The following is a 25850-nucleotide window of genomic DNA, read 5'->3' as shown; positions in this document are numbered from 1 at the left end:
ACCAACCAATGAGATTAAGCAATAGAAGTAGAATACCTATTTATAATTTTGTCCTTACATTAATTAATGTATTGATTGTGATAGGTTTAGCTGGTTTTATTTTAGAAAAAACCAGATTGGCAATGTTCGGTAACGAAAGCATTTTATTTGTCCTGCTTCCTGTTGTATTGCTCATTCTTTTTTTGGTGAGAGGCCGACAGATTTTCGAGTATGATAGTGATGGAGAAGCGGTAAATTTTAAAAATCGAAATATCATTCCTTTCCTCAGCAAAGAGATTAGAGATGAGTTTCCCAAGTATAAAATTCTCTCTTATGAAGTAGTTAATGCTTTTTTATTTAAAAAATTATATGTTAAAATAAAAAGCAGAAAAGAGCATCATCAAGCAGTGATTTTGAAGTATGATATTTCATATCTCACGGACAAAGAAATCAAAGATTTAAAATTTTCTTTGAAAAAAATTATAAAGGCCAATATAGAAGCAAACAGAGAAGGTAAAACGCAAGGTTAATAATGGAAGGACACGAGCACAAGGAAGAATCCTTAAAAAAAGTATCAGGTTTATATAAAGATTGGTTTCTAGATTACGCGTCATACGTAATTCTAGACAGAGCCATTCCGTCTATTTTTGATGGTTTTAAGCCAGTACAGCGTAGAATTATGCATTCTATGCGCGAATTAGAAGACGGTAGATATAATAAAGTTGCCAATATTGTAGGAAATACCATGAAATACCATCCTCATGGTGATGCTTCTATTACGGATGCAATGGTTCAAATTGGCCAAAAAGAATTGCTCATTGATACCCAAGGAAACTGGGGAAATGTCTATACAGGAGATTCTGCAGCGGCAGCCAGATATATTGAAGCAAGATTAACTCCTTTTGCTTTGGAAGTGGTTTTCAACCCGAAAACTACAGAATGGAGCAAATCTTATGATGGTAGAAATAATGAACCGATTGATTTACCTGTAAAATTTCCTTTGCTTTTGGCTCAAGGTGTAGAAGGAATTGGGGTAGGACTTTCTACCAAAATTATGCCTCATAATTTTAATGAATTATTGAGTGCATCTGTAGCTTATTTGAAAGGCAAAAAATTTGAACTTTATCCAGATTTTCAAACGGGAGGTTTACTAGATGTAAGCAATTATAATGATGGTCAACGTGGCGGAAAACTCCGTACTAGAGCTAGAATTATTCAAAAAGATAAAAACACCCTTTGCATTACCGAGCTTCCTTTTTCTAAAAATACAGGCGATTTAATAGATTCTGTGATCAAAGCCAACGAAAAAGGGAAAATCAAAATCAAAAAAATTGAAGACAATACTTCTGATAAGGTAGAAATTAATATTCATTTAGCCAATGACGTTTCTCCAGACAAAACCATAGATGCGTTATATGCTTTTACGGATTGCGAAGTTTCTATTTCGCCGAATGCGTGTGTAATTGTTGGCGACAAACCAGAGTTTCTTTCCGTTTCTGAAATTCTAAGAAGAAATACAGACCACACCGTTTCTTTGCTCAAAAAAGAGTTGGAAATAGAACTCCATGAACTCGAAGAAAAGTGGCATTTTGCGAGTTTAGAGAGAATCTTCATTGAGAATGAAATTTACCAAGAAATTAAAGGTAAAAACTCAAAAGAAGAAGTTTATGAAGCGATTGATAAAGCGCTGAAACCTTTCATTAAAAAACTAATGAGAGCTATTACGGTGGAAGATATCATCAAGTTGACGGAACTTCCTTTCATGAGAATTTCTCGTTATGACAGAGATAAAGCCGAAGAAAACATCCTCGCGCTAGAAGGTAAAATGGAACAGGTGAAACATCACTTGGCGAATCTCATTGCTTATGCTATCGATTATTTTACCAATATTCAGAAAAAATACGGAAAAGACAAAGAGCGTAAAACAGAACTTAGAGTTTTTGATAACATCGATGCGACCAAAGTAGTTTTAGCTAACGAAAAATTCTACGTCAATAGAGAAGAAGGTTTCATAGGAACTTCGCTTAAAAAAGACGAATACGTTTTCGATTGTTCTGATATTGATGACATCATCACCTTCCAAAAAGATGGAACCATGAAAGTGGTAAAAGTAGAAGCCAAAACGTTCATCGGAAAAAATATTGTACACGTTGGCGTTTTCAAAAAAGGCGATAAACGTACCGTTTACAACATGATTTATCGAGAAGGTAAAGAAGGTCCTTACTACATGAAACGTTTTTCTGTAACGGGTGTTACCAGAAATACAGACTATAAATTGGCTTCTGATAAAAAAGGTTCAGAAATGTTGTATTTTTCTGCCAATCCAAATGGTGAAGCAGAAACGGTAACCGTTTTACTGAAACCAAATTCTAGAGTTAGAAAAAATAAAATTGAGATTGATTTCTCAGAATTAGCGATTAAAGGAAGAGATTCCAGAGGAAATCTCGTAACCAAATACGCCGTGAAGAAAGTTGATTTAAAAGAAGAAGGCGTTTCTACTTTGGCTCCAAGAAAAATTTGGTTTGATGATACGGTTCGCAGACTGAATGCAGACGGAAGAGGTACATTATTAGGCAGTTTCAAAGGTAATGACAAAATCTTAACCATAAATCAAAATGGTGAAGCCAAATTGGTGACTTTTGACTTGCTTAATCGTTTTGATGATGAATATTTAATCTTAGAAAAATGGAAGCCAGAACAGCCGATTACGTGTATCTATTTTGATGGCGAAAAAGGAATCTATTTCATCAAACGTTTCTTACTCGAAAATACCACGAATGTTCAGCATTTTATGCCAAGCGAACATCCGAAATCTTTCGTAGAATTTGTGGGAACTTCTGATGGTTGTACTGCAGAAATTATCTTCCCGAAAGATAAATCAGGCAAAGAAAAAGAGCCAGAAATCATCAATATTGATGAATTTATCGCCGTGAAAGGTATTAAAGCTATCGGAAATCAGTTTATCAAAGAAAAAGTAAAATCAATTAACATCACTATTCCAGAACCTTTGGAAGAAGAAATTATTGAAGCAGAGGAATCTGAAAGTGAAGAAGCGAATGCAGATTCTGACATTAACGAAATTCCAGAAGAAGGTCAAATCGGAGATTTATTCTCCATTGATGAAAATAATGAATAATTAAAAAAGCATGCATCCAATATTATTAATAATCATTGCCATTACTGTAATCATCAGTATTATGGGATTCCAAAACATTCAACTTTTTGAAAAGTATAAGTTCAATGTTTCTGCGATACAAAATCGAAAAGAATACATCAGACTGCTTTCTGCAGGATTTCTTCATGCAGATTGGGGACATTTGTTTTTCAATATGTTGACGCTGTATTTCTTTGCGCCAATCGTTTTATATGTATATGGTGTTTCAGGATTTTTGTTGGTTTATTTAGGCTCAATTGTTATTGGGAATTTATTTTCCTTGTATTTGTATAAAAAACAAAGTTGGTATTCGGCAATTGGAGCAAGTGGTGGCGTTTCAGGGATTTTATTTGCAGCAGTAGCTTATGCGCCTAACGAAATTGAAGTAAATTTCTTACCTGGTTATATTTTTGGAGCTTTGTATTTTGGATATTCCGTTTACATGATGCTTAATCCAAGACCGCATGATAATATTGGTCACGCTGCGCATTTAGGTGGCGCTGCTTTTGGATTGGTTTATGCAGTTGCACTAGAACCAGAAATTGCGATGAATAATGCAGTTTATTTGCTTGTGATGTCACTTCCTTTGATTTACATGAGTTACCAAGTTTTTGTGAAGAAGAAAATTGGGTAGTTTATAATAAAGAATTCAAAAATTAAAAATAGTAAGTCGGATTTTGTCCGACTTTTTCATTATAAATAATCTGCAAAATTTGCTTAATCAGCGAGAGAAATTACTTTCTTCCCATCACAAATCTATCATTGCCAGATAAATCTTTTACTAATTCGCTTTCTGAGAAATTTCTGAATAATTCTAGTGTTTCTTTTCCTAATTTTTGATTGATTTCAAGGAAAAATAAACCGTTTTCATTGAGATGATTTTCACAGTCTTTTGCAATTTTTCGGTAGAAAATAAGTGCATCAGAAGTTGGTGAAAATAAAGCGATATTGGGCTCAAAACCTTTTACCGAATCTTCGATTTCCGTATTTTCATCTATGCATATGTAGGGAGGATTTGAGATGATTACATCATAATTTTCGGTCAAATCTGTATTCAGGTAATCTGATTGAATAAAGTTAATTCTTGTTTTATGGAATGTTGAGTTTTTTTGAGCAATTTCAAGTGCTTTTTCAGAAATGTCTATTGCGAAAACTTCCGCATCTGGGAAATGTTTTTTTAAAGTAATCGGAATAATTCCGCTTCCTGTTCCGATGTCAAGAATTTTAAAATCTCGAATCTCGAATCTCGAATCTCGAATCTTATTAATGGCCAATTCTAGCAATTCTTCTGTTTCTGGACGAGGAATTAAAACGTTTTCGTCTACAAAAAATCTATTTCCATAAAATTCTGTATATCCCAAAATTTGTTGATATGGTTTTCCTTTTTTGAGTTCTTCAGTTACTTTTTTGAATTCCGCAGCTTGATTTTCTACTTTTCTTTCTTGAAAATCTTCTAAGAAATATCGGTAAAGAATTCTGCTTTCCTCTTTGGAATAAATAGTCGCTAAAGCTTCAGAAAACGAGTGGAAATAATCTTGAAATTGCATTTTACAAAATTATATAAATTATCCTAAATATTTTGTAATATGTTTCAGAGCTTAAACTCTGAAATTTGTCAAAAAATAAAAATAATGATTACTAGAATCAAAGAATTACCAGATAACATGGTGGGATTTTTAGCCACAGACGAGGTTTCAGCAAAAGATTTTATAGACGTAGTAATGCCAGAAGTAGAAAAATTTATCGAGGAAAAAGATAAATTGAATTACATGTTGGTCATCGAAACGGATTTAGCCAAATTTACAGCAGGAGCGTGGTTCCAAGATGCAATGTTGGGTGTAAAGACATTAACCAAATGGAATAGAGCAGCCATCGTTTATGATTCTGAAACGGTACAAGATTTTACAGAGATTTTTAGCAAAATTATGATTGGTGAGTTTAAAGGATTTGATAAAAAAGATTACGATACAGCCGTAAAGTGGACTTCGGAACAAATTGACCTTTAATCACCCTATCAAAAACTCTTGCTATGAACGAAAATAAAAATCCTCAAATTACCGTAACCAAAAGCAGTTCTGTTTCGGAAATTCTACTTGAAAACGACAACAATGCTAAAGAAATTTTTAAAAATTTAAAACAAAATCTCTACAACGTAGAGCATTGGAACTTGGTTAAAGACAAGGAACATTGTCATTTTCAACTTTGCAACAAGCATGGAGAAGAAAAAACGGGAAAAATAGAAAATGGCGACCTGATTAGAATCTGCGTTACCGATGAAAATCAGAAAACGACTTGCTATGATTGGTTTCAAATAAGAGATTTAGAAGAAACCAATTTTCCAGACGAACAAATCATTAGTTTTCATCTCAATCCGATGATGAGTTCTCAATTGGTCATTGAAAAAAAGAATAAAAGCAAAAAAAGATTGGCAATTAATTCTTTTTCAATTAGAAGATTGAGAAATAAAATTATTACAGAAATAGAAGAAACCAACGAAATGATTAATCTAGAAACGGTGAATTTTTATCACAAAATCAGAAATCTTTTCTTAGGATTTAATGGAATTCTAAATATTAAAACGTATTAAACAACACAAATACATTATATCAATCACCAAATCACAAAATTTATGTCAACCCAAAATTTATTTCAAAAAGAAGCCATAGAAAAGCTTAAAGAGCTTTCAGAAAAAGCAAGAACGTGTATGTTTGTGACCGAATTAGACCAATTGCCATCCAATTCTAGACCTATGAGTTTGCAAGAATGTGATGATGAAGGAAATCTTTGGTTTATTTCGAGCAAAGAAAGCAATAAAAATATGGAAATCGAAAGAGATTTTAGAGTGCAACTTTATTTTATGAATAATAGCGACAGTGAATATCTTTCTGTATATGGAAAAGCATTTATCTATGATGATAAATCTACAATAGAAGAAAAGTGGAGTGTTTTTGCCAACGCTTGGTTTGATGGCAAAGATGACCCGAATGTTTCTATTCTGAGAATTGCTCCAGAAGATGTCTATTATTGGGATACTAAAGCTGGTAAACTCGTTTCTTTATTGTCATTTGCTATTGCTATTGTTACTGGTAATAAAACCGATAACAGTGATGGAGTAGAAGGACAAATTTCAATCTAGAAGCACTCTATATATATTGAAGTCCGCAATTTATTGCGGACTTTTTTTTACCATTCAATTAACTTTTCCTTGGTAACAATGTATTTTTTAAAAGTAGAATTTTGCTTTTTCTCAAAATTGGTGTCAAGTCCCGTAAATTGAGAAAATGCGGGTAAAATAATTTGATTTTCTGATACTAAAAAGCAAGGAAATTTCAATTTCTGTCGGTTTTGAGCCATCAGTGAAACTCCAGGATGAATGTGACCACCTATTTGTGGTTTTTGAAGGGAATCTAAAGATTCGTGAGAGAAAATTAGAGTTTCGGTTTCATAGATTTCAGTTTCTTCCATTCCGAATTTTTTAGAAAATCTATCATGATTTCCTTTCACAAGCAACCATTTTATCGTGTTAAAATTTTCAAACCATTTTCTGAAAATTTCTATTTCAGAATTCAGTTCTGCGTGGAATAAATCGCCTACAATGATTATCTTTTCAGGGTCATAAAGTTCGATTAATTTTTGGAGATTTTCTAAATCTTTTTCAATCACACCATTCGGTAAAGCAATGCCGTTTTTTCTGAAATGAGCTGTTTTTCCTAAATGTAAATCAGACAAAATCAAAGATTTTTCTTTGTCCCAAAAAACACTTCGGTATTGGTTGAGCTTCAATTGTTCTCCAGCAAAATTGATAGAAATTTCAGAAATCATGTTGCAAAAATACGAGAAAAATTATCGAGAAAAGCGATTTCTTTTTTTAGGGATTCCAGCGGTTTTCATTCTTTCGATTCTGGTCAATAAATCTTCACTAGAAAGCGATTGTCGAAGGCTGTCTACTTTTATAGGGAAGCTCAGTGGTGTAAATTTGGTGGTTTTTTCGAATACAATTTTAGAAGCCGAAATTCTCTCAAAAGCTTCTCTTAGTCGTACTTCTTCTAACTGATTGTTAAATACTTCGGTGTATGCTTGTCTTAAAAGTAAATGATCGGGTTCGTAATCTTCTAACACTTTAAAAATAAGATTTGACGAAGATTGAATGCTTTTAAATTTCTTTTTATTGCCGTAATAATTTTGTAAAACCAAGCCGGAAATCACCGCAATATCTCGAAATTTTCTTTTGGCCATTTCCGCAGCATTGATACTTGCCATCACATCTTGAATGAGATTTTCTTTGCTCAAAATTTGTTGCAAATGCTTTTCTTCTAAAAGAATCGGTTGGTCGCTACTCAGTTCAAAACCATAATCATTCATCGCCATGGTAAATGAAATCGGGAAAATTTTAGAAATTCTGTACGCTACCAAAGCAGACATCACTTCGTGAACCAATCTTCCTTCAAATGGATACATGAAAAGGTGATTTCCGTATTTGTTTTCGATGAGTTCTACCAAAAATTCATCAGATTTTGGAATGTGAGAAACGCCTTCTTGGTCTAGAAGCAACGGTTGTAGAAATTTTAGTTCTTTTTCTTTAGGATTTGGTGAAAGAGAATCATCCAATTTTTCTCGTAAAAAATGAGACAAATAGGAAGTCATTGGCAATCTTCCACCTGCGTAACTTGCCGCAATTCCGCGTTTTTTTGAGCTTAATTTTACCTGAACTTCCTGTTCTTTGATATTCACAATTTCTAAAACTCTTCCTGCTAAAATAAAAGCATCTCCTTTGTTCAAACGGGAAATAAAAAACTCTTCAATCATGCCAATGTAACCACCTCCGAAAAATTTCACTTTCATCATCACATCGCTTACAATTGCGCCCAAATTCATACGATGAAGCATCGCAATTCTTCTGCTTTTGACTTTGTAAATATCGTCTTCTATGATTACTTTTTGGAATTCTTCATAACTTTTTAAGGATTTTCCACCAACAGTGATGAACTGCAAAATCCATTTCCATTCTTCGTCTGTCATTTCTCGAAAACAAAAGGTTTCTTGGACTTGTTTTTTGATTTCTTCTTCTCTGAAACCTTCGCCAACTGCCAAAGTCACGAGAAATTGCACCAAAACATCAAATGCTAAAACAACTGGCTCTCTTTTCTCGATTTGATTCTGCTTATGCGCTTCTTTCAACGCTGCCACTTCTATCAATTCCAAAGAATGAGTAGGAACGAAATAAATTTTAGAAGTTTCAAAAGGAGAATGTCCGCTTCTTCCAGCTCTTTGTAAAAATCTTGCAATACCTTTACTGGAACCGATTTGAATCACGGTATCCACAGGTTTGAAATCTACGCCTAAATCCAAAGAAGAAGTAGAAACTACCGCTTTTAAATAACCCGAAGCTAAATTATCTTCAATCCAATTTCTGAGTTCAAAATCTATCGAACTGTGATGAATCGCGATTTGACCTGCCAAATCTGGATTGGCTGCTAATAAATTTTGATACCAGTTTTCCGCTTGATTTCTGGTGTTGGTAAAAATGAGAGTGGTCTTGCTTTGGTCGATAATCGGAAGAATTTTTTCTGTCATTTTGCTTCCCATGTGTCCAACCCAAGGCAAAAGTTCTAATTCATCTGGCAAAACAGATAGGATTTCTATTTTCTTTTTTTCTTTTGCGAGAACTATTTTTTTTGGAGTTTCATAAGGAACTAAAACGTCTAACGCTTCTTCTAAATTTCCGATGGTGGCGGTTAATCCCCAAATTTTCAAATTTTTAGAAATACTTCGTAAATGCGAAAGTGCTAATTCTACCATCACGCCTCGTTTTGACGAGAGCAATTCGTGCCATTCATCTACAGCGACACATTGTAGATTTTCAAAAAATTTGGTTTTAGATTTTTGAGCGAGAAGCAAATGCAAACTTTCTGGAGTTACCACCAAAATTTCGGGCATATTTCTCGTTTGTTTTTGCTTTTCTGATGCAGAAATGTCGCCGTTTCTTACTCCAACTGTCAAATCCAATCCGATTTCATTTATAGCCGATTGCATGGCTTTCGCAATGTCTTTAGAAAGCGAACGAAGTGGAGTAACCCAAAGCAATTGTAATTTGGAAAAGTCTCGACTTGTCCTTACTTTTTCTGGATGATTGAGGAAACTATGGATAACAGCTAAAAATACCGAAAATGTTTTTCCAAAACCAGTGGGAGCCACTACCAATCCTGAAAAATTTTGAGCATACAAACTCCAAGTTTCCTCTTGAAAAGAAAACGGTTTTTGACCTTTTTCGTTCATCCAATTTTGGATGATTTGGTAACCTTGGGTTTTATTAATTTTCATAAAATGCTCGCAGTTTTTAAGAATTTTCAATTTTCAATTCTCAAATTTCAATTAATTAAACTTTTCACGGTTTCTATGGTGTCTATTTCTTCCACAGTTTTGTCTTTTCGCCATCTTAAAATTCTTGGAAAACGCACTGCAACACCAGATTTATGTCTACTGCTGTAGCCAATTCCTTCAAAGGCAATTTCGAAAACCAATTCGGGTTTCACTGTTCTCACTGGTCCGAATTTTTCTAAAGAATTATTGCGGATAAATTTATTGATTTCCATAATTTCTTTATCCGTTAAACCAGAATATGCTTTGGCAATGGTGACGAGTTTTTCGCCGTCTTTTATCGCAAAAGTGTAATCTGTATAATAAGCGCTCCTTCTTCCAGAGCCTTTTTGTGCATAAATGAGTACCGCATCAATCGTGAGTGGAGCAACTTTCCATTTCCACCAATCGCCTTTTTTTCTTCCCTCATGATAAATAGAATTTTTACTTTTCAGCATTAATCCTTCTGAATTGATATCTCTAGATTTTTCACGAATTTCATGAAGTTCTTCCCAATTATTAAAATCGATAATTTCTGACAATCTGAGATTTGAAATTTGAGATTTGAAATTTTTAGCATTTTGAATGAGATTTTCTAATTTTTGTCTTCTAAATTCTAACTTTTCATTCCGTAAATCTTCAAAATCAAGTTCTAATAAATCATAAACGTACATGCCTACTGGAATTTCTTCCATCATTTTTTTAGAAACATTTTTTCGATTCAGACGTTTTTGCAAGTCATTAAAATTGAGAACTTGCCCTTCTTTAATGGCTAAAATTTCTCCATCTAAAACGAAGTTTCCAGAGATATTTTTGATGTTTTCTACGAGTTCAGGAAATTGTTCTGTTACCAATTCTTCACCACGACTCCAGATGAAAATTTCCTCATTTCTTTTGATGATTTGTCCACGAATTCCATCCCATTTATATTCTATTTGCCAATCTTTTGCTTCTCCTAACTTTTCTAGTTCGTTTTCTAATGGATATGCCAAGCAAAAAGGGTAGAGTTTTGATGCGTCTGTATTGATGTTTTCACCATTAATCAATTCGGAAAATTGAGTTTCTTCTACTTTCCATTTTCCGATAATGGCATGCATTAAAGCGTTTTCATCAATTCCTGAATATTTTGAAAGTGCGTTCACCAACAATTTATGAGAAACGCCAATTCTGAAACTTCCGCCAATTAATTTATTGAAAATCAATCGTTCTTGCGTGTCAAGGTTTTTCCAGGCATTTGTAACGAATTCTTTTTTTTCTTCATCGGTTTTATCATGTAACGCGATGATTTCTTTCATCCAAACGGAAAGTGATTGATCAATAGAATTTTCAGAAGGTGGCAATAAAAGTGCAATGGTTTCGCCTAAATCGCCTACAGAAGCATAACTTTCTAAAAAAAGCCATTCTGGAATTCCAGAAATTTCCATTGCCCAAAGTTTTAGAAAATTGGTTTTTACAGGTCTTTTTGGTCGTTTTCCTGTAAAAAGTGCAATCAGCCACAATTTGTCTTCTTCTGTTGCGGTAGAAAAGTAATGTACCAACGCCGAAATTTTGTCGTTGGTCTTATTAGACGTTTCTAACGTAGAAAATAATTGTGAAAATTGCTTCATGGTTTACAATTCTGAATTAGAATTTTCTTCTTGACTTCCAGGTTCTATATTATCGTCTCCTTGTTCTTCTTCGCCAAATTTGGTTTTCACCACTTCGGCAGAAATTCCGATTTCATTTAAATATTTTGAGAAGATTTCGGTAGAGCCATGGGTTACATATACTTTTTCGGCTTCTGTAGATTTTACCGTTTGTAATAATCCGTTCCAATCGGCGTGGTCCGAAATGGCAAAACCTGCATCTGCAGATTTCCAGCGTCTTCTTCCTCTCACTTGCATCCAACCAGAACAAATTGCGGTAGCAGCATTTGGAATTTTTTTAATCATATTCGTTCCCAATAAAGCTGGCGGAACGATGACGATTTGATTTTCTAGTGTTTTTTTATCATCAATTTCTAAAAGTTGAGTTTCTGGTAAAATCAATCCTGTCGAAGTAATAGCCTCATTCAATCGATGAATCGAGGAATGTACATGAATGTTTGCGATTCCTTCTAAAGCTTTCATTAAACGTTGTGCTTTGCCTAGAGAATATCCAAAAAATACAGATGTTTTGTTCATTTTTTGGTTTTCTATCACCCAATTTTGAATTTCTTGGTTGATTTTTTCTACCGATTTCCACTGATAGATTGGCAAACCAAAAGTAGATTCAGTAACGAATTCATTGCATTTTAAAACTTCAAAAGGTGTAGAAATTCCATCATCTTGAATTTTATAATCTCCAGAAATTACCGTCACAAAACCTTTATATTCTAAACGGACTTGTGCAGAACCAACAATATGACCAGCAGGATGAAAGCTTAATTTGACACCGTTGACTTCTAGTGTTTCACCGTAAGCTAAACTTTGAACCGAAATATCTTCTGAAATTCTAGATTTTAGGATGGGTTTTGTCTCGTGAGTACAAAGATATTCTTGCATTCCCCATCTTGCATGATCTGCGTGAGCATGCGTTATCACGGCTTTCTTTACAGGAAACCAAGGGTCTATGTAGAAATCTCCTTTCGTACAATAAATGCCTTCTTTGCGAAATTCTATCAGTTTCACGATTTTTAAAGTTAAAAAAAACCGATGTTGAAATCGGTTTTTTATGTGAAGTAAAAGTATAAATTATTTTGCTTTAGTATTCAGATTGGTGTCTGCAATTTGAGTTAAATGTTCGTCACATTTTTTTTCTTCTTCTAAAGTGGCTAATAATAATTTTAAACTTTGTTTGTATCCTAAAACTTTTGCAAAAGCTGCGAGTGTACCATAAGAAGCAATTTCGTAATGTTCCATTTTTTGAGCAGCTGCAATGATTCCTGCATCACGTACTGCACCCATTTCTGTTTCTTCCATAATGCCTTTTCCTTCTTCTAATAAGCCTTTCATGGCATCACAAACAACAGCTTGTGGTTTTTTTCCTAATTCTTTGAAACAGTCTTCAATTCTTTTAATTTGATTTTCTGTTTCTTTCATGTGGTCTTCTAAAGACTTTTTGAGTTCTGCAGAACTTGCATTTTTATGCATTTTCGGCATGTTTTTTAGGAGATTTTTCTCTGCCCAATACAAGTCTTTTAGTCCATCTTCAAATAAATCTGCTAAATCTTTTGCAGCGTCTTTTTTAGCAGGAACTTTTTCTGCTTTTACAGTTTTTACTGCAGTAATTTTAGGAGTTGAAGTTTTAGTTGTCGTCTTTTTTGTTTTTGTAAGAGTTGCCATACTTATCTTTTTTTTAATTAATAATTTGTGATTGTGATATGGCAAATTTCTATCTTTCCAGAGGACTTTTTCTTATATTTTATTTGAAAATCATTATAAAATTACCTTACAAAAACCAATTTTTGGTCTGTTGATAATTCTTCGTTAATCAAATAATTTTCATAGTTAAACGCTTTTACATCATTCAATGTTTTGGCATTGGTTTCGGCGCAAAATCTAGCAACTAAACCTCTCGAATGTTTGGTGTAAACTACGATGGTTTTCAGTTTTCCGTTCGGTTGAGTTTGGTAAAATTCAAAATCTACAACAGGATTGTTGAGTTTTTTTCTGTTGATAACTTTCCCGTATTCATTACTTGCTAGATTAAGCAATAATTCATTTTTTTTAAGTTCTGAATTGATTTGTTCTGTGATTTTGTCACTCCAAAATTCGTACAGATTTTTATAATGCTCAAATTCGAAATTTCTACCCATTTCTAAACGGTAAAGCATTACTTTATCTGAAGGTTTCAGAAGACCATACAAACCAGAAAGTATTCTATGATTTTTTTGAAGATAATCCACAGCATCTTTGCTTAGTGTTTTTGCATCAAGACCTCTGTAAACTTCTCCTGTAAAAGCAAAAAGGGCAGGAGCGGATTCTTTGGCAGTTGGTTTGGGTTTCCAAACTTGGTTTCTGTGCCAGTTTTCATCTGCTAATTTTGCTGAAATTTCCATTAGTTCTGATAAATATTGTGGACTTTTTTCTTTGAGATAAGAATGTATTAAAGTCGCTTCTTCTATGAATTTTGGAGTTGTAGATTTTAAAAATTCTGTAGAATTTTCTACATTCATCAGTTTTGCTGGAGAAGTAATGATTTTCATGAAAATTTTAAATTAAAATTTTAAATTTTAGATTTTGAATGTTCAAAAATAAGACAAATTTTGATTTTTGCCGACTATTACTATCATAGACGAAAACTGCGCCCCGACTGAAGCGGAACTCTTTTTGCGAAATGTAATGTAGCAAAAAAATGGGAGCGGAAGGCGGAAACCTGACGAAGTGGTTCGACGACTTTAGGAGTCAAATTGGCGCCCAAAGTCTTCGACTTCGCTCAGACTGACACTTTTACAGAATTCCTTTTCCTTCACGTAAAATTTCTGGTTCACCGCTAGTTAAATCTACAATGGTAGAAGCTACGTTATCTCCGTAACCAGAATCGATAACGATATCTACCAAATGATCATATTTCTCTGCAATGAGTTCTGGGTCGGTAGAATATTCTATGACTTCGTCATCATCTTTTATGGAAGTAGAAGCAATGGGATGACCTAATTTCTCCACAATTAACTGCGGAATAGGATGGTCTGGAACTCTAATTCCTACGGTTTTTTTGCCTTTGTAAGCCAGTGGTAAATTTTTATTGGCCTCTAAAATAAAGGTAAAAGGTCCTGGAATTTTAGATTTTAAAAGTCTGAAAGTAGACGTTTCGATAGGACGGGTAAATTCTGAAAGATGGCTGAGATTGTTACAAATAATAGAAAATTGCGCTTTGTCTAGTGTAGTATTTTTAAGACGAGCGAGTTTTTCCATGGCTTTTACATTGTAAATATCGCAACCCAACGCATAAACTGTGTCTGATGGATAAATAATCAATCCACCATCTTGCAGTGTTTTAATCACCTCATTCATGTAATTTTCTTGAGGATTATCTGGATATATTTTCAGGATTTTTGCCATACTCAAAGGTAAGAAATAAAAAAGAGAATCAAAAATTTTTGATTCTCTTCTTAAGCTTAGTAGCGAGAACAGGACTCGAACCTGTGACCTTCGGGTTATGAGCCCGACGAGCTACCTACTGCTCCATCTCGCGTTATTGTGGTGCAAAGATACGAATAAATTTTAAAATTGCAAATCTTAATTGAAAATTGAATTTAAGGAATTGAAAATGAGCTAGAAAAATTTTATTTCAAGTTTTTTAAAATAAGAAAAAGTAGGCTAATAGAGTAGTGAAAAACACATGAAACCATTAAAAATCATTCAATATTATTATTTCAATCATTTTCTTTGTCTTAATTTAGCTGAAAATTTTACAATGAAAAAGTTTTTTCTGTTCAGTATTCTTTTACTTTTAGTAACTTGTAGAAATCAAGAAGAGAACAATCCTATAACTCCAGATCCTCCGTTATTTCAACAGGCTTATCAACCGCCTTATTTTCAAACAGATTCTCAAAAATTCATTTATGATATTAATGCATTGCCCGAAATTACGGTAGAAGTTTCTCTTGCAGAATGGAATAAATTTTTGAGTTTTTACGACCAAAATCCCAATAATGAAGAATATGTAGCCGGGAAATTCACTTGGCTTAAAAACGGAACTACAGAAATTTTAGATAATATAGGATTAAGATTGAAAGGAAATACCAGCAGAAGAAGACCGGAAGGAAATCCCGGAGAAACACATAATGTGACCAATCCAGATTGGCATCATGCAAGTTTTACCGTGAGTTTCAAGAAATATAATAAATCCCAACTCTTTCATAATTCAGAAAAAGTGGTTCTCAAATGGTTTAAAGACGATGCAATGTATGCCAGAGAAGTCTATTCTTATGATTTATTTGAGAAATTTGGAGTTTGGACTGCACCACAATCCAGTTATTGTAAACTTACCATTAAAGTGACTGGAGATAACAAAGCCGCTTATTTTGGAGTTTATCAGTTGCAAGAACCTGTTGACGATGTTTATTTAGCCAATAGAAGTACGTTTTTTTCTACGACTGGAAATTTATGGAAAGCAAATTGGGGAGCGAGTTTTAAAGATGCTTCCACTTCGAATATGGGAATTGAAGATGTGACTTTAACTTATACCAATACGCCGACTTACGATTACAAAGGCAGTAAATCTAATTTGGAAACAGCCAAAACACAATTAGCAGATTTCATCACGAATGTTAATTCCAAAAATGGTGATGATTTTAAAACTTATATTTCACAAAAAATGGATGTCAATCTGTTTTTGAAAACTTACGCCGTAAATGTAATGGTAGGAATGTGGGACGATTATTGGAATAATTCTAATAATTTTTATTTCTATTTTGATGCGGCCGGAAAATTTTATTTCATTCCTTATGATTATGACAATACTTTGGGAACGTCTCTTCTGATGACAGATTCTGGTATTCAGAATCCTTTAACTTGGGGAAAAAGCGACCAAAATCCTTTGGTTTCAAAAGTTTTATCTATTCCTGAATATAAAACTCTATATATCAAATATTTAAATGATTTGATTGATAAGAAATACGATTTGTTTTATTTGGATTACAGTCAACAAAGAATTCAGAAGTGGCAAAATATGATTGCAGCGCACGTTTCTAATGATACAGGCGAAGATATGACCATTACAGATGTTCCTGCTTCTTGGGGAAATTGTGGTTTCTACAGATTAAGAGGCAACAGTTCTACCGATAATTATTTTGTGAGAAAGGCAGCAAGTATACCTAGAAATTAATTTATTCTATTGAATTTCATTATGTTATAAAAATTTAACAATATTTTAACTAATTTTTTAGTGATAAAAGAAAATCTTTTCTAAATTTGTATCACTAAATTATTAGTTATGATTTCTTTTTTGTTAAACTTGATTTTAGAAATAGTTAATTTCTTCTTATCAATAATGATGTAATGATTATGACAGCAAAAACACTTACAAAAGCAGAAGAACAAGTAATGCAATATCTTTGGGAGCTAGAAAAAGGTTTCTTAAAAGATATACTAGAACTTTTTCCAGAACCGAAACCTCATACCAACACCGTTTCTACCATTTTAAAAATTTTGATGGAAAAAGAGTTTGTGGGGCATAACGTTCACGGAAGACAGCACGAATATTTCCCGCTTATTTCTAAAGAAACCTACAGCGGAAAATCCATAAAAAGTTTAGTGAAGAACTATTTTGAAGGTTCTTACAGAAACGCTGTTTCATTTTTGGTAGAAAAAAATGAGATGAGTGTAGAAGATTTAGAGATGCTTCTAAAAGAACTTAAAAAATAATGAGTAAGAAGTGTAACAGCTTCGTCATTCGCAATTACTTATTAATCAACACTTAAAACAAAAACTATGGAAACAATATTCCTGTATTTCGGAAAGATGATTTTAGTTTCGGCAGTGATGTCGGCATATTATCTTTTGTTTCTTCGCGACAAAACTTTTCACCATTATAACAGATTTTACCTTCTGGGAACGATGGTTTTAAGCCTTTTGTTACCGCTTTTAAAAGTAGAATATTTCACTATAGAAACCGATAGTAGAATTTTATTATTGCTGAATCAATTCAACCAAAGTTCTGCTCAAGAAGTTGGAAATTTTTTCAATTTTTGGAATTTTGGAGCTTTGATTTTGGGAATAGTTTCCTTTTTTCTTTTGGCCAAATTAACTTTAGGATTGGTGAAAATTCATCAACTCAAAAAAGAGTTCCCAAAGGAAAGCATAGAAGGAATTACCTTTTATAACACCAACTTGCATGATGCTCCGTTTTCGTTTTTTAGAAATTTGTTTTGGAAAAAATCGATTCTGATCAACTCAGATTTAGGAAAACAAATCCTGAAACACGAAATGGTACACATAGAACAAAAACACAGTTTTGATAAACTGTTTGTCCAAATTATTCAATCGCTGTTTTGGTTTAATCCAATTTTTTACTTCATCAAAAAAGAAATCACCCTTATTCATGAATATTTGGCAGACAAAAAAGCTGTGAAAAACGCGGACACTAGAGCATTTGCGCAGATGCTTTTGGCAAGTAATTTCTCCGGAAATGTATTGCCTGCAACCAGTCCGTTTTTATCATCAAACCTTAAAAAACGACTAAAAATGCTTACACAGAAAAATACAAAATACAGTTATGCGCGTAGAATTTTGGCTTTGCCAATTCTTTTCGGGGTTTCCTTTGCGCTATTGGTTAATGCTAAAAATATTGAAATCAAAAAGCAAAATAAAGCCATAGAAATTGCAGTTCAGGAACTTAAAAAAGATACCGTTAAAGAAAAAGATGTGCAAAAACTGTTAGAAGCTCAACAGGCGAAAATTAATAAAGCTTCTGAAAAAATTAAAAAAGAGAACGAAAAAATAGCTACACTTAGCGAACAAACTCGTAAAAAATCTGAAGAGTTACAGAAAATTGCCAAGGAAAAAGGTGCAGATAGTTATGATTATGAATTGAAAGCCAAAGAATTAGAAAATCTAGGAAACGAGATTGATAGAATTGCTAATTCTGAAGCATATCAAAATAATTGGAAAGAATTTGAGATAAATTTTACTGAAATGGATAAAGTTTTTAATTCAGATGAATTTAAAAATCAGTTCAAAATGAATGAGGAAAAAATGAAGGAGCTCGAAAAGAAATTTAATTCTAAAGAATTTAAAGATAAAATGATTAGAGTTGAGAAAATGAGAGTTCCTCAAATGATGGATGTAGAAGTTCTAGCTCCGATAACCCCACCTATAAGTATAGAAAAGTTAAAAAACAGCCCAAATTCTAATCTTACGAAAGAAGAAATCAAAAAATTAGATAAACTTTCAAAAGAAAGAGCCGAACTTTCAAAAAAACAAGCAGAACTCGCCAAGAAACAAGCCGAAATTGCCAAACAACAGGCAGAAATTTCTAGAAAATATGCTCAAAATAATCCTTGGATAATTACTGTAGATGCTAATGTCCCAAAAGATGGAGGAGTGAGTGTTTCCGCAGATAAAATAAAGTATAATTTAGCCACTAGAAATAGTGAAGTTGAAGGATTAAAATCAATGAAAGTTATCTCGGATAAATCGATTAAATATTATATCAATGGTAAGCTTTCTACCAAAGAAGAAATGGATAAATTAAACCCTAATGATATTGCTACTGTAAACGTAAATAAAAACGTGAATAATGGCAAAGAAGAAGGTGAAATAAGAATTCAAACCAAATAAAAAAACTTAAAATCCTTCAAGTTTAAAAATCTTGAAGGATTTTTCAAATTAATACACATATGAAAAAATTACTTTTTACTTTTTTATTGATTTCAGCATTCTTTTCGGCGCAGAATAGATTTATCTATGATTATAAATTTGTGACGGATTCTACCAACAAAGTGGACGTGAAATCAGAACTTATGTATCTGGATATTTCTGAGAAAGGCTCTAAGTTTTACAGTAGAGAAGTGTACGTTTCTGATTCTATAATGACGGCTGCTTTTGAGAAGCAAATTAAAGCGACTGGAAGCATGAATGTAGACATGAAAGCCATGTCTATGAGAAAAGGCAGTGTACGCTATAAAATTCATAAAAATTACCCTTCTTTCGAAACGTATTCATTAACCAGAAGCGGAATGGATGCTTATAAAGTTTGGGACAAAAGAAAAATTCAATGGAAAATTCTTCCAGAAAAACAAAAAATAGGAGAATTCGAGGCACAAAAAGCGGTTACAGAATTTGCAGGAAGAAAATGGACGGCTTGGTTTACCGAGGAATTGCCTTTTCAAGATGGTCCATATAAATTTAGAGGATTACCCGGATTAATTGTGAAGCTTGAAGATGCTACTCAGTCTCACATTTTTGAACTAAAAGCTGTAGGAAAATACAAAGAGGAAATTCAAAAAGTTTCTGAATTTGTAGGTAATGATAAATATATAGAAGTGAATCAAGAGCAATTCAAAAAGATATTTCTAGAAGATCGAAATGATCCTGCAAAATCTATGAAAATGGCAATGGCAAATGGAGCAGTGCTTCAGTTCAGAGACCAAAGCGGAAACGAAATTTCTGCATCAGAAATGATCAAAAGAAGAGAACAACAAGTAAAAGAAAATAACAAGCGAGACAACAATCTTTTAGAGTTAGACTTGCTTCAATAACAAATAAAAAATCCTGAAAATCTAAATTTTCAGGATTTTTTTATGTTTAATTTTTAGCAAAAATTACATCATCTTTTTAGAATCTGCAATAAATTGAGCTAAACCATTGTCAGTTAAAGGGTGTTTTAGTAAAGATAAAATCGGAGCAAGAGGTGTAGTTACTACATCTGCACCAATCTTAGCACAGTTGATAATGTGCATAGAATGACGAATAGAAGCTGCTAAAATTTCAGTTTTGTAATCGTAGTTATCAAAAATAATTCTAATTTCTTCGATTAATGCTAATCCGTCTGTAGAAACATCATCTAATCTTCCTAAGAAAGGAGAAACGTAAGTAGCACCAGCTTTTGCAGCAAGAAGCGCTTGTCCAGCAGAGAAAATTAAAGTACAGTTGGTTTTAATTCCTTTATCTGTAAAATATTTTAATGCTTTAATTCCGTCTTTAATCATAGGAATTTTTACCACGATATTTGGGTGAATTGCTGCCAATTCTTCTCCTTCTTTAATCATTTCTTCGTAAGTAGTACTTAGAACTTCCGCAGAAATATCACCATCTACGATTTCGCAAATCGTTTTGTAGTGATTTTTAATCGCTTCAGCTCCAGAAATGCCTTCTTTCGCCATTAAACTTGGATTGGTCGTAACACCGTCTAGAATTCCTAAATCTTGTGCCTCTCTAATTTGGTCTAGATTAGCTGTATCAATAAAAAATTTCATGTTAAAATTATTTTTTGCAAAGATAAGGATTAGGGATTAGTTATAAGGAATTAGTTTATAGTTTTTTTGGCGCACATTTCCAGCTTTCGCTACTCGCTTCCCAAAAAATCCAAACCAAAACCTTCGCTTTTTTTTGGGAGAGCTCAAACATACCGCTCAATCTGGGGCGCAATTTTGGTTCAATTTTCATATTTTTCACATAAATTTGCCGACTAATATTTATCATTTATAACTTATCACTCATCATTTATAACTCCATGAACGTTTTATTAGCTTCTACCTCTTCACTTTTTGGTGGGAAATATTTAGAATATATCAAAGAAGAAATTGCTGAATTATTCAGCGGAATAGACGAAATCATCTTTATTCCTTTTGCAAGACCAAGCGGAATTTCACATGAAGAATACACGCAAATTGCAAGAGATTTTTTTGAACAAATCAATATCAAAGTAAAAGGATTGCATGAATTCGAGGATAAAATTGCAACGGTAAACGAAGCAAAAGGCTTTTTTACAGGCGGCGGAAATACTTTTCTCCTCGTGAAAACCTTACACGAAGAAAATCTAATGTCTGTTTTAGCAGAAAATGTAAAATCTGGTAAACCGTATTTAGGAACTTCTGCAGGAAGCAATATTGCAGGAATAAATATGAAAACTACGAACGATATGCCAATTGTATATCCGTCAAGTTTTGATTGTATGGGATTGGTTCCTTTTAATATCAATCCACATTATTTAGACCCAAATCCAAATTTGAAGCATAATGGAGAAACTAGAGAAACCCGAATTAAGGAATTTCTTACTCAAAATGAGGTAAAAGTAGTAGGTTTAAGAGAAGGAAACTGGATTAGAGTTCTTGGTGATAAAATTACAACAGAAGGAACGCAGTTGACTAGAATTTTTGAAAAAGGAAAAGAACCTTATGAATTAGAATTTGGAAAATTCTTGTAAAATCTTGATAAAGAATTTGGTAAAATAAAAAGTGAAATGATTTTTGTCATCTCACTTTTTTATTTTTGTTTTTTTTGCTTATTCCTTCCAATTTTTTTGGATAAGCTCCATTAGGAAATCAGGACATCTAGACACTTTGTTGGTTGTAGCGTCTAAGAAAAATAGAGTAGTAGATGCTTCTGTGATTTTTTGTTTAGAATCATTATAAATTTCATATTCGAATTCTATTTTCACTCCCGGAACTTTTTTTACATAGGTATGAATTTCTAAAATTTCGTCATAAAAAGCAGGTTTTAAATACTTGATTTTATACTCAGAAACAGGCAGCCAAATCCCACGTTTTTCGATTTCATCGTATGAAATTCCAAGGGTTCTAAACAGCTCAACTCTAGCAACTTCTAGGTATTCTGCATAGTTGCCATAGTAGACATATTTCATAGGGTCTGTTTCTCCGTAACGTACTCGTAATGTGTGAGTTGTGTATATCATTTTAACTTTTCTTTAATACATACAAATATATTTTTAAAAAAGCAATACCCCAAAAATTTTTTTAAGAAAAAATTATTTTTCATATTTGTCTTCCCGATAAAAAAATAATCAGAGAAAACTATTTAGCAGAGAAAAAAATGGATCAAAACTTAGGCTTGATTTGGGAACGTTGTCTTAAATTTATGCGAGACAATTTGAGCGCTTCCGAACATGAAGATGTAAAAAAACTAGAACACTCATTCGACTTATTGTTTGACAGAGTACAACCTATGTCATTGATAAACCACAATCTTACATTGTTGGTTCCTTCTGACTTCTATAAAGAATATATAGAAGAAAATTACCTTTCTCTACTCTCTGCAGCTCTCAAAAAAAATATCGGAAAAGGAGTTAAATTGTGGTATTCTGTAATGGAAAATAAACCACAAGGATTAGAAAAACCCACTACTCAAAATTATAAAGGGATTTCTGTACAAGCTCCGAAAGTTCAAGAGGTGCTTCCTACCACAGTTTCTAAAAGTTTAGTGAATCCTTTTGTAGTTCCAGGAATTAAAAAGGTAAACATAGATGCTAACCTTAACCCAAATTTATCATTTGATAATTTTGTAGAAGGCGAGAGCAATAAATTTGCATGTACCGTAGCTAAAACCATTGCTAAAAGACCAGGTGCAACTTCTTTTAACCCATTATTTATTCATGGTGGAGTAGGTGTAGGAAAAACGCACTTAGCTCATGCAATTGGTTTAGATATTAAACAGAATCTTCCAGATAAAGTTGTTTTATATTTATCATCAGAAAAATTTATCCAGCAGTTTGTTTCTGCGGCGAAAGCTCAGAATAAAACAGATTTTGGTAATTTTTACCAAATGGTGGATGTTTTGATTATCGATGATATTCAGTTCCTTTCTGGGAAAGCTGCAACTCAGGATATGTTCTTCCACATTTTTGATCATTTACATCAAAACGGAAAACAAATTATCTTAACTTCTGATAAAGCTCCTGCAGATATTCAGGATATTCAAGAAAGAATTGTTTCTCGTTTTAAGTGGGGATTGAGTGCAGAAGTAAAATCTCCAGATTTTGATACGAGAAAGAAAATTATTGTAGATAAACTTCACAGAGACGGTATTGTTTTAAAAGATGATATGGTAGATTTCTTAGCTGGAGAAGTAAAATCTAACGTGAGAGAACTCATTGGTGTAATTAATTCTGTAATTGCACATTCCATGATTTCTAAATCAGATTTAAGTCTAGATTTATTAAAAGAAACCATTAACAAGATTGCAGCAAATCAAAAGAAAACCATCAATATTCCATACATTCAAGAAGTGGTTTGCGAATATTTCGGTATTCAAAGAGAGCAATTGCTTTCTAAAACCAGAAAAAGAGAAATTGCATTGCCTAGACAATTAGCGATGTATTTCGCGAAAGAATATACCAATGCCACTTTTACTAAAATTGGCGAAGAAATGGGTGGAAAAGACCATTCTACAGTAATGTATGCTTGTGAAACCATCAGAGATGTTTCTAAAATTGACAAAGAACTGAAGAAATATCTTAAAGAAATTAAAGATAAAATCTTTGAATAAAATTTAGGTCTTTGACCTATTGATAATAAAAATATTGAGGAATTTTTTAAATGTTAGATTTGAAAAATTCCTTTTTTAATTAAATGAAGACTTACTTATGAAAATTTTAATGGTTTGCCTCGGAAATATATGCAGAAGTCCATTAGCAGAAGGAATTTTGCGTTCTAAAATTTCAGAAAAATATACGGTTGCAAGTGCAGGAACGATTTCTTTTCATGAAGGAGAACATCCTGATAAACGTTCAACCAAAATTGCCAAAGAATATGGCGTAGATATTTCTCATCAAAGAGCTAATTACTTCACCGAAAAGCATTTAGAAGACTTTGATAAGATTTTTTGCATGGATTTAAAAAATTTAGAAGATGTATTGTCAAAAGCCAATTCTGAGGAACAGAGAATTAAAGTTTCTTTGATTATGGAAGAAGCTGGCGTTTTATCTGATGAAAAAATAGAAGTTCCAGATCCGTATTATGGCGATATGAGTGATTTCGAAAATGTGTATCAAATGTTAGATCAAGCTTGTGAAGCGATTGCTGAAAAGTACAACTTGAAGTAAATTTTCTAAAAATTGATTACTTTTATCTCTAATTAAATTTTTTTAAAACATGTTGTTTCTAATCCCAGCTTATTTATCCAAAGAATCTCCAATAGACTATTTTGCACCATCGATTAAAGAATATATTCTTAAAACCGATTATTTTTTCGTGGAAAACGAAAAAACGGCCAGAAAAGTCATTAAATTTTTTGCACCAGAGAAAAAACAAAGTGATTTAAAGCTTTTTCTTTTGGATAAATATTCTGAATCTAATGATTTAAAAGAAGCGCAAAAAATCATGAAATCTGGTCAGGATTTCGGATTGCTTTCTGAAGCAGGATTGCCTTGTATTGCAGATCCTGGAAATCTTATGGTAAAATGGTGTCATGAGAATAATATAAAAGTAATCCCAATTAATGGGCCGAGTTCTATCATTTTAGCTTTAATTTCGAGTGGTTTTAATGGACAGGAATTTACCTTTCACGGATATTTGCCAATTGATAAGGAGCAAAAGAAAAAGCAGATTTTGTTTCTAGAAAATCAAGTTCAAAAGTCAGGATATTCTCAGATTTTTATGGAAACACCGTACAGAAATAATCAGCTTTTAGAAGATTTAATTAAATTTCTCAATCCTAATACGAAACTTTGCATCGCTGCAAATATCAATCATCCAACTGAAGAATTTATCAAAACCTTAAAAATCTCTGATTTGAAAAATAAAAAACCGGAACTTCATAAAATTCCGGCAGTATTTGTTTTGGGAAAGTAGATTTTACCAGTCTAAAATCTGCTTTATTAAATTTTCAGAATGACTATAAAAATACAAATCAATTTTTTTATTTGTAACTTTATCATAATAACTCATTAAAGGATGGTATTTATATAAAAGTTCTCCACTTTTTTTACTTATATTTTTAAGAATGCCAATATTAGTGCCTTCTTTTGCGATTTCACCAACTTTAAAGTTAGAAAAATTGAGTTGGCTAAAATCACTATCGTACTTATTAATTATGTAGAAAGTGTAACTAACAGAATTCTTTTCATCAAATAGAATAATAAATTTCATTTCGAGAGTGTCAGAAAGTCCTAAAACTTTCATTTCAAAAGGAGTAGAAACTATAGAATCTTTTTTTGAGGTTATATAAAATACTTTTTCATCTTTATAATCTAATAAATAAGCAGGAGCATATTTAATATGAGAGTAAAAAATTCTAGCATCAGAAAGCCATTTATTCGAATTAATAATTATAGTATCTCTTACAATTTCTTCTCTCATTCTATTTTTGGTTTGTGCATTTTCTAAATTGAATCCTAGAAAAATCATTAAAAATATAAAAATTATTTTTTTTTGCATTTTAATAAAAAGTAAAATGGTTATTTAATTTGAAACGAAATTTTTTGATTTAATTTATGTTTAATGTCAAAAAAAACCGGAACTTCATAAAATTCCGGCAGTATTTGTTTTGGGGAGATAAACTTATTTTTTCTTATAAGTATAAGTATATCCGTCATTTACGTCATCACTTAGAATCAATGTTTTTTCTTCATTGTTTACAATCATTTTGTCTGGAGCATTAGAAAAATCTATATAAACTCTTTCGTAATGTTCTAAGTTAGAGATATTTTTATAAAGAGAAAATGTACCTTCATTGGTTACTGTGCCATTAGTAGTAATGGTGTATATTTTATCAGAATCTAATTTCATGATAATGGTTTTTCCACTTGAAGCAGGAGTTTCTGTGGTGTTTCCAACTCCACCTGTAGAAGAAACCCATTCCCATTCTCCAACTACTGGACTCACATCTGTATCGTCTTCACTTCTACAAGAAAAAACAGTCAAAAATGCGAATATTGCAAAGATTAAATTTTTCATATTTTTTATTTTATGAAACAAATTTACGTTTATTTTTTATAAATT

26 protein-coding genes and 1 tRNA gene are annotated in these 25850 nt (G+C 32.5%); 14 read left to right on the top strand and 13 right to left on the bottom strand.

The genetic code is table 11. The features are described 5' to 3' along the window. Positions 1–8 precede the first annotated feature (8 nt). From ACT53I_RS05540 to ACT53I_RS05530, 3 genes are read left to right on the top strand one after another with little or no spacing between them, the layout of a single operon-like run. Complete coding sequence (locus tag ACT53I_RS05540) at positions 9–509, top strand: hypothetical protein (protein WP_476078808.1); 501 nt, start codon at positions 9–11, stop codon at positions 507–509. A 2-nt stretch (positions 510–511) separates the two neighbouring features. Next, positions 512–3115 carry a DNA gyrase/topoisomerase IV subunit A gene (locus ACT53I_RS05535; RefSeq protein WP_476078807.1) on the top strand — a complete coding sequence of 868 codons (2604 nt, stop codon included), beginning with the start codon at positions 512–514 and terminating at the stop codon, positions 3113–3115. Between the two features lie 10 nt (positions 3116–3125). After that, positions 3126–3767, top strand: coding sequence for a rhomboid family intramembrane serine protease (locus tag ACT53I_RS05530; RefSeq protein ID WP_476078806.1), 642 nt, complete (start codon positions 3126–3128; stop codon positions 3765–3767). A 100-nt stretch (positions 3768–3867) separates the two neighbouring features. Here the strand turns inward: ACT53I_RS05530 and prmC are convergent, their stop codons facing one another. Further along, complete coding sequence (gene prmC / locus ACT53I_RS05525; RefSeq protein ID WP_476078805.1) at positions 3868–4680, bottom strand: peptide chain release factor N(5)-glutamine methyltransferase; 813 nt, start codon at positions 4678–4680, stop codon at positions 3868–3870. 84 nt (positions 4681–4764) lie between these two features. On the opposite strand from prmC, the gene ACT53I_RS05520 reads away from it, so the two are divergent. The 3 genes from ACT53I_RS05520 to ACT53I_RS05510 are packed head-to-tail and all read left to right on the top strand — an operon-like array spanning position 4765 to position 6269. Continuing rightward, positions 4765–5139 (top strand): SpoIIAA family protein, encoded by a 375-nt coding sequence (locus ACT53I_RS05520; RefSeq protein ID WP_476078804.1) that lies wholly within the window; start codon positions 4765–4767, stop codon positions 5137–5139. A 23-nt stretch (positions 5140–5162) separates the two neighbouring features. Further along, positions 5163–5720, top strand: coding sequence for a hypothetical protein (locus ACT53I_RS05515; RefSeq protein WP_476078803.1), 558 nt, complete (start codon positions 5163–5165; stop codon positions 5718–5720). A 42-nt stretch (positions 5721–5762) separates the two neighbouring features. Beyond that, the gene (locus ACT53I_RS05510) at positions 5763–6269 is read left to right on the top strand and encodes a pyridoxamine 5'-phosphate oxidase family protein (RefSeq protein WP_476078802.1); all 507 of its coding nucleotides are present in this window, start codon (positions 5763–5765) and stop codon (positions 6267–6269) included. Between the two features lie 47 nt (positions 6270–6316). Here the strand turns inward: ACT53I_RS05510 and pdeM are convergent, their stop codons facing one another. The 8 genes from pdeM to ACT53I_RS05470 all read right to left on the bottom strand — a co-directional run bounded on the left by pdeM (position 6317) and on the right by ACT53I_RS05470 (position 14644). Continuing rightward, entirely contained in the window at positions 6317–6955 is a 639-nt protein-coding gene (gene pdeM, locus ACT53I_RS05505) for a ligase-associated DNA damage response endonuclease PdeM (protein WP_476078801.1), read from the bottom strand. A gap of 21 nt (positions 6956–6976) precedes the next feature. After that, a complete protein-coding gene (locus tag ACT53I_RS05500; protein WP_476078800.1) occupies positions 6977–9454 on the bottom strand; it encodes a ligase-associated DNA damage response DEXH box helicase in 2478 nt (825 codons plus the stop codon). 47 nt (positions 9455–9501) lie between these two features. After that, a complete protein-coding gene (locus tag ACT53I_RS05495) occupies positions 9502–11097 on the bottom strand; it encodes an ATP-dependent DNA ligase (protein WP_476078799.1) in 1596 nt (531 codons plus the stop codon). 3 nt (positions 11098–11100) lie between these two features. Further along, on the bottom strand, positions 11101–12138 hold the full coding sequence (locus ACT53I_RS05490; protein WP_476078798.1) for a ligase-associated DNA damage response exonuclease: 1038 nt from the start codon (positions 12136–12138) through the stop codon (positions 11101–11103). Positions 12139–12201: 63 nt separating this feature from the next. Next, a complete protein-coding gene (locus ACT53I_RS05485; protein ID WP_476078797.1) occupies positions 12202–12792 on the bottom strand; it encodes a YciE/YciF ferroxidase family protein in 591 nt (196 codons plus the stop codon). A gap of 101 nt (positions 12793–12893) precedes the next feature. Beyond that, on the bottom strand, positions 12894–13655 hold the full coding sequence (gene yaaA, locus ACT53I_RS05480) for a peroxide stress protein YaaA (protein ID WP_476078796.1): 762 nt from the start codon (positions 13653–13655) through the stop codon (positions 12894–12896). A gap of 244 nt (positions 13656–13899) precedes the next feature. Then, a complete protein-coding gene (locus ACT53I_RS05475; RefSeq protein WP_069798222.1) occupies positions 13900–14511 on the bottom strand; it encodes an L-threonylcarbamoyladenylate synthase in 612 nt (203 codons plus the stop codon). 60 nt (positions 14512–14571) lie between these two features. Continuing rightward, positions 14572–14644, bottom strand: a tRNA-Met gene (locus tag ACT53I_RS05470). Between the two features lie 222 nt (positions 14645–14866). Between ACT53I_RS05470 and ACT53I_RS05465 the strand changes: the two genes are divergently transcribed. The 4 genes from ACT53I_RS05465 (at position 14867) to ACT53I_RS05450 (ending at position 19652) form a co-directional block, all read left to right on the top strand. After that, positions 14867–16279, top strand: a complete 1413-nt coding sequence (locus ACT53I_RS05465; protein ID WP_476078795.1) for a CotH kinase family protein — start codon at positions 14867–14869, stop codon at positions 16277–16279. A 179-nt stretch (positions 16280–16458) separates the two neighbouring features. Next, on the top strand, positions 16459–16818 hold the full coding sequence (locus tag ACT53I_RS05460) for a BlaI/MecI/CopY family transcriptional regulator (RefSeq protein ID WP_069798227.1): 360 nt from the start codon (positions 16459–16461) through the stop codon (positions 16816–16818). A gap of 66 nt (positions 16819–16884) precedes the next feature. Then, positions 16885–18732, top strand: a complete 1848-nt coding sequence (locus ACT53I_RS05455; protein ID WP_476078794.1) for a M56 family metallopeptidase — start codon at positions 16885–16887, stop codon at positions 18730–18732. 59 nt (positions 18733–18791) lie between these two features. Then, the gene (locus ACT53I_RS05450; protein ID WP_476078793.1) at positions 18792–19652 is read left to right on the top strand and encodes a GLPGLI family protein; all 861 of its coding nucleotides are present in this window, start codon (positions 18792–18794) and stop codon (positions 19650–19652) included. Between the two features lie 63 nt (positions 19653–19715). Here ACT53I_RS05450 and fsa read toward each other — a convergent pair whose 3' ends face one another. After that, a complete protein-coding gene (gene fsa / locus ACT53I_RS05445) occupies positions 19716–20369 on the bottom strand; it encodes a fructose-6-phosphate aldolase (RefSeq protein WP_069798232.1) in 654 nt (217 codons plus the stop codon). Positions 20370–20626: 257 nt separating this feature from the next. On the opposite strand from fsa, the gene pepE reads away from it, so the two are divergent. Further along, the gene (pepE, locus tag ACT53I_RS05440; RefSeq protein WP_476078792.1) at positions 20627–21319 is read left to right on the top strand and encodes a dipeptidase PepE; all 693 of its coding nucleotides are present in this window, start codon (positions 20627–20629) and stop codon (positions 21317–21319) included. A 78-nt stretch (positions 21320–21397) separates the two neighbouring features. Here pepE and ACT53I_RS05435 read toward each other — a convergent pair whose 3' ends face one another. Next, positions 21398–21808, bottom strand: coding sequence for an acyl-CoA thioesterase (locus tag ACT53I_RS05435; RefSeq protein WP_476078791.1), 411 nt, complete (start codon positions 21806–21808; stop codon positions 21398–21400). A 137-nt stretch (positions 21809–21945) separates the two neighbouring features. Between ACT53I_RS05435 and dnaA the strand changes: the two genes are divergently transcribed. The 3 genes from dnaA to ACT53I_RS05420 all read left to right on the top strand — a co-directional run bounded on the left by dnaA (position 21946) and on the right by ACT53I_RS05420 (position 24701). Further along, entirely contained in the window at positions 21946–23397 is a 1452-nt protein-coding gene (gene dnaA, locus ACT53I_RS05430; RefSeq protein WP_476078790.1) for a chromosomal replication initiator protein DnaA, read from the top strand. 97 nt (positions 23398–23494) lie between these two features. Continuing rightward, entirely contained in the window at positions 23495–23953 is a 459-nt protein-coding gene (locus ACT53I_RS05425; protein ID WP_476078789.1) for a low molecular weight protein-tyrosine-phosphatase, read from the top strand. Between the two features lie 49 nt (positions 23954–24002). Next, entirely contained in the window at positions 24003–24701 is a 699-nt protein-coding gene (locus ACT53I_RS05420; protein ID WP_476078788.1) for an SAM-dependent methyltransferase, read from the top strand. 3 nt (positions 24702–24704) lie between these two features. Here ACT53I_RS05420 and ACT53I_RS05415 read toward each other — a convergent pair whose 3' ends face one another. Further along, on the bottom strand, positions 24705–25286 hold the full coding sequence (locus ACT53I_RS05415) for a hypothetical protein (protein WP_476078787.1): 582 nt from the start codon (positions 25284–25286) through the stop codon (positions 24705–24707). Positions 25287–25409: 123 nt separating this feature from the next. After that, positions 25410–25805: a hypothetical protein gene (locus ACT53I_RS05410; protein WP_476078786.1), complete on the bottom strand. Its 396-nt coding sequence runs from the start codon at positions 25803–25805 to the stop codon at positions 25410–25412. Positions 25806–25850 lie beyond the last annotated feature (45 nt).

It is taken from the genome of Cloacibacterium sp. DMC96, assembly GCF_056313765.1.
This window is presented reverse-complemented; position numbering and strand designations above follow the sequence as displayed.

What these genes read in the sequence shown, in the direction of transcription:
- ACT53I_RS05475 (WP_069798222.1), bottom strand. Translation starts at nt 14,511, where the DNA reads ATGGCAAAAATCCTGAAAATATATCCAGATAATCCTCAAGAAAATTAC.
- ACT53I_RS05530 (WP_476078806.1), top strand. Translation starts at nt 3,126, where the DNA reads ATGCATCCAATATTATTAATAATCATTGCCATTACTGTAATCATCAGT.
- ACT53I_RS05465 (WP_476078795.1), top strand. Translation starts at nt 14,867, where the DNA reads ATGAAAAAGTTTTTTCTGTTCAGTATTCTTTTACTTTTAGTAACTTGT.
- ACT53I_RS05455 (WP_476078794.1), top strand. Translation starts at nt 16,885, where the DNA reads ATGGAAACAATATTCCTGTATTTCGGAAAGATGATTTTAGTTTCGGCA.
- ACT53I_RS05495 (WP_476078799.1), bottom strand. Translation starts at nt 11,097, where the DNA reads ATGAAGCAATTTTCACAATTATTTTCTACGTTAGAAACGTCTAATAAG.
- ACT53I_RS05415 (WP_476078787.1), bottom strand. Translation starts at nt 25,286, where the DNA reads ATGCAAAAAAAAATAATTTTTATATTTTTAATGATTTTTCTAGGATTC.
- prmC (WP_476078805.1), bottom strand. Translation starts at nt 4,680, where the DNA reads ATGCAATTTCAAGATTATTTCCACTCGTTTTCTGAAGCTTTAGCGACT.
- dnaA (WP_476078790.1), top strand. Translation starts at nt 21,946, where the DNA reads ATGGATCAAAACTTAGGCTTGATTTGGGAACGTTGTCTTAAATTTATG.
- ACT53I_RS05460 (WP_069798227.1), top strand. Translation starts at nt 16,459, where the DNA reads ATGACAGCAAAAACACTTACAAAAGCAGAAGAACAAGTAATGCAATAT.
- ACT53I_RS05540 (WP_476078808.1), top strand. Translation starts at nt 9, where the DNA reads ATGAGATTAAGCAATAGAAGTAGAATACCTATTTATAATTTTGTCCTT.
- ACT53I_RS05450 (WP_476078793.1), top strand. Translation starts at nt 18,792, where the DNA reads ATGAAAAAATTACTTTTTACTTTTTTATTGATTTCAGCATTCTTTTCG.
- pepE (WP_476078792.1), top strand. Translation starts at nt 20,627, where the DNA reads ATGAACGTTTTATTAGCTTCTACCTCTTCACTTTTTGGTGGGAAATAT.
- ACT53I_RS05510 (WP_476078802.1), top strand. Translation starts at nt 5,763, where the DNA reads ATGTCAACCCAAAATTTATTTCAAAAAGAAGCCATAGAAAAGCTTAAA.
- fsa (WP_069798232.1), bottom strand. Translation starts at nt 20,369, where the DNA reads ATGAAATTTTTTATTGATACAGCTAATCTAGACCAAATTAGAGAGGCA.
- ACT53I_RS05425 (WP_476078789.1), top strand. Translation starts at nt 23,495, where the DNA reads ATGAAAATTTTAATGGTTTGCCTCGGAAATATATGCAGAAGTCCATTA.
- ACT53I_RS05520 (WP_476078804.1), top strand. Translation starts at nt 4,765, where the DNA reads ATGATTACTAGAATCAAAGAATTACCAGATAACATGGTGGGATTTTTA.
- ACT53I_RS05500 (WP_476078800.1), bottom strand. Translation starts at nt 9,454, where the DNA reads ATGAAAATTAATAAAACCCAAGGTTACCAAATCATCCAAAATTGGATG.
- ACT53I_RS05420 (WP_476078788.1), top strand. Translation starts at nt 24,003, where the DNA reads ATGTTGTTTCTAATCCCAGCTTATTTATCCAAAGAATCTCCAATAGAC.
- pdeM (WP_476078801.1), bottom strand. Translation starts at nt 6,955, where the DNA reads ATGATTTCTGAAATTTCTATCAATTTTGCTGGAGAACAATTGAAGCTC.
- ACT53I_RS05435 (WP_476078791.1), bottom strand. Translation starts at nt 21,808, where the DNA reads ATGATATACACAACTCACACATTACGAGTACGTTACGGAGAAACAGAC.
- ACT53I_RS05485 (WP_476078797.1), bottom strand. Translation starts at nt 12,792, where the DNA reads ATGGCAACTCTTACAAAAACAAAAAAGACGACAACTAAAACTTCAACT.
- ACT53I_RS05410 (WP_476078786.1), bottom strand. Translation starts at nt 25,805, where the DNA reads ATGAAAAATTTAATCTTTGCAATATTCGCATTTTTGACTGTTTTTTCT.
- ACT53I_RS05535 (WP_476078807.1), top strand. Translation starts at nt 512, where the DNA reads ATGGAAGGACACGAGCACAAGGAAGAATCCTTAAAAAAAGTATCAGGT.
- ACT53I_RS05515 (WP_476078803.1), top strand. Translation starts at nt 5,163, where the DNA reads ATGAACGAAAATAAAAATCCTCAAATTACCGTAACCAAAAGCAGTTCT.
- yaaA (WP_476078796.1), bottom strand. Translation starts at nt 13,655, where the DNA reads ATGAAAATCATTACTTCTCCAGCAAAACTGATGAATGTAGAAAATTCT.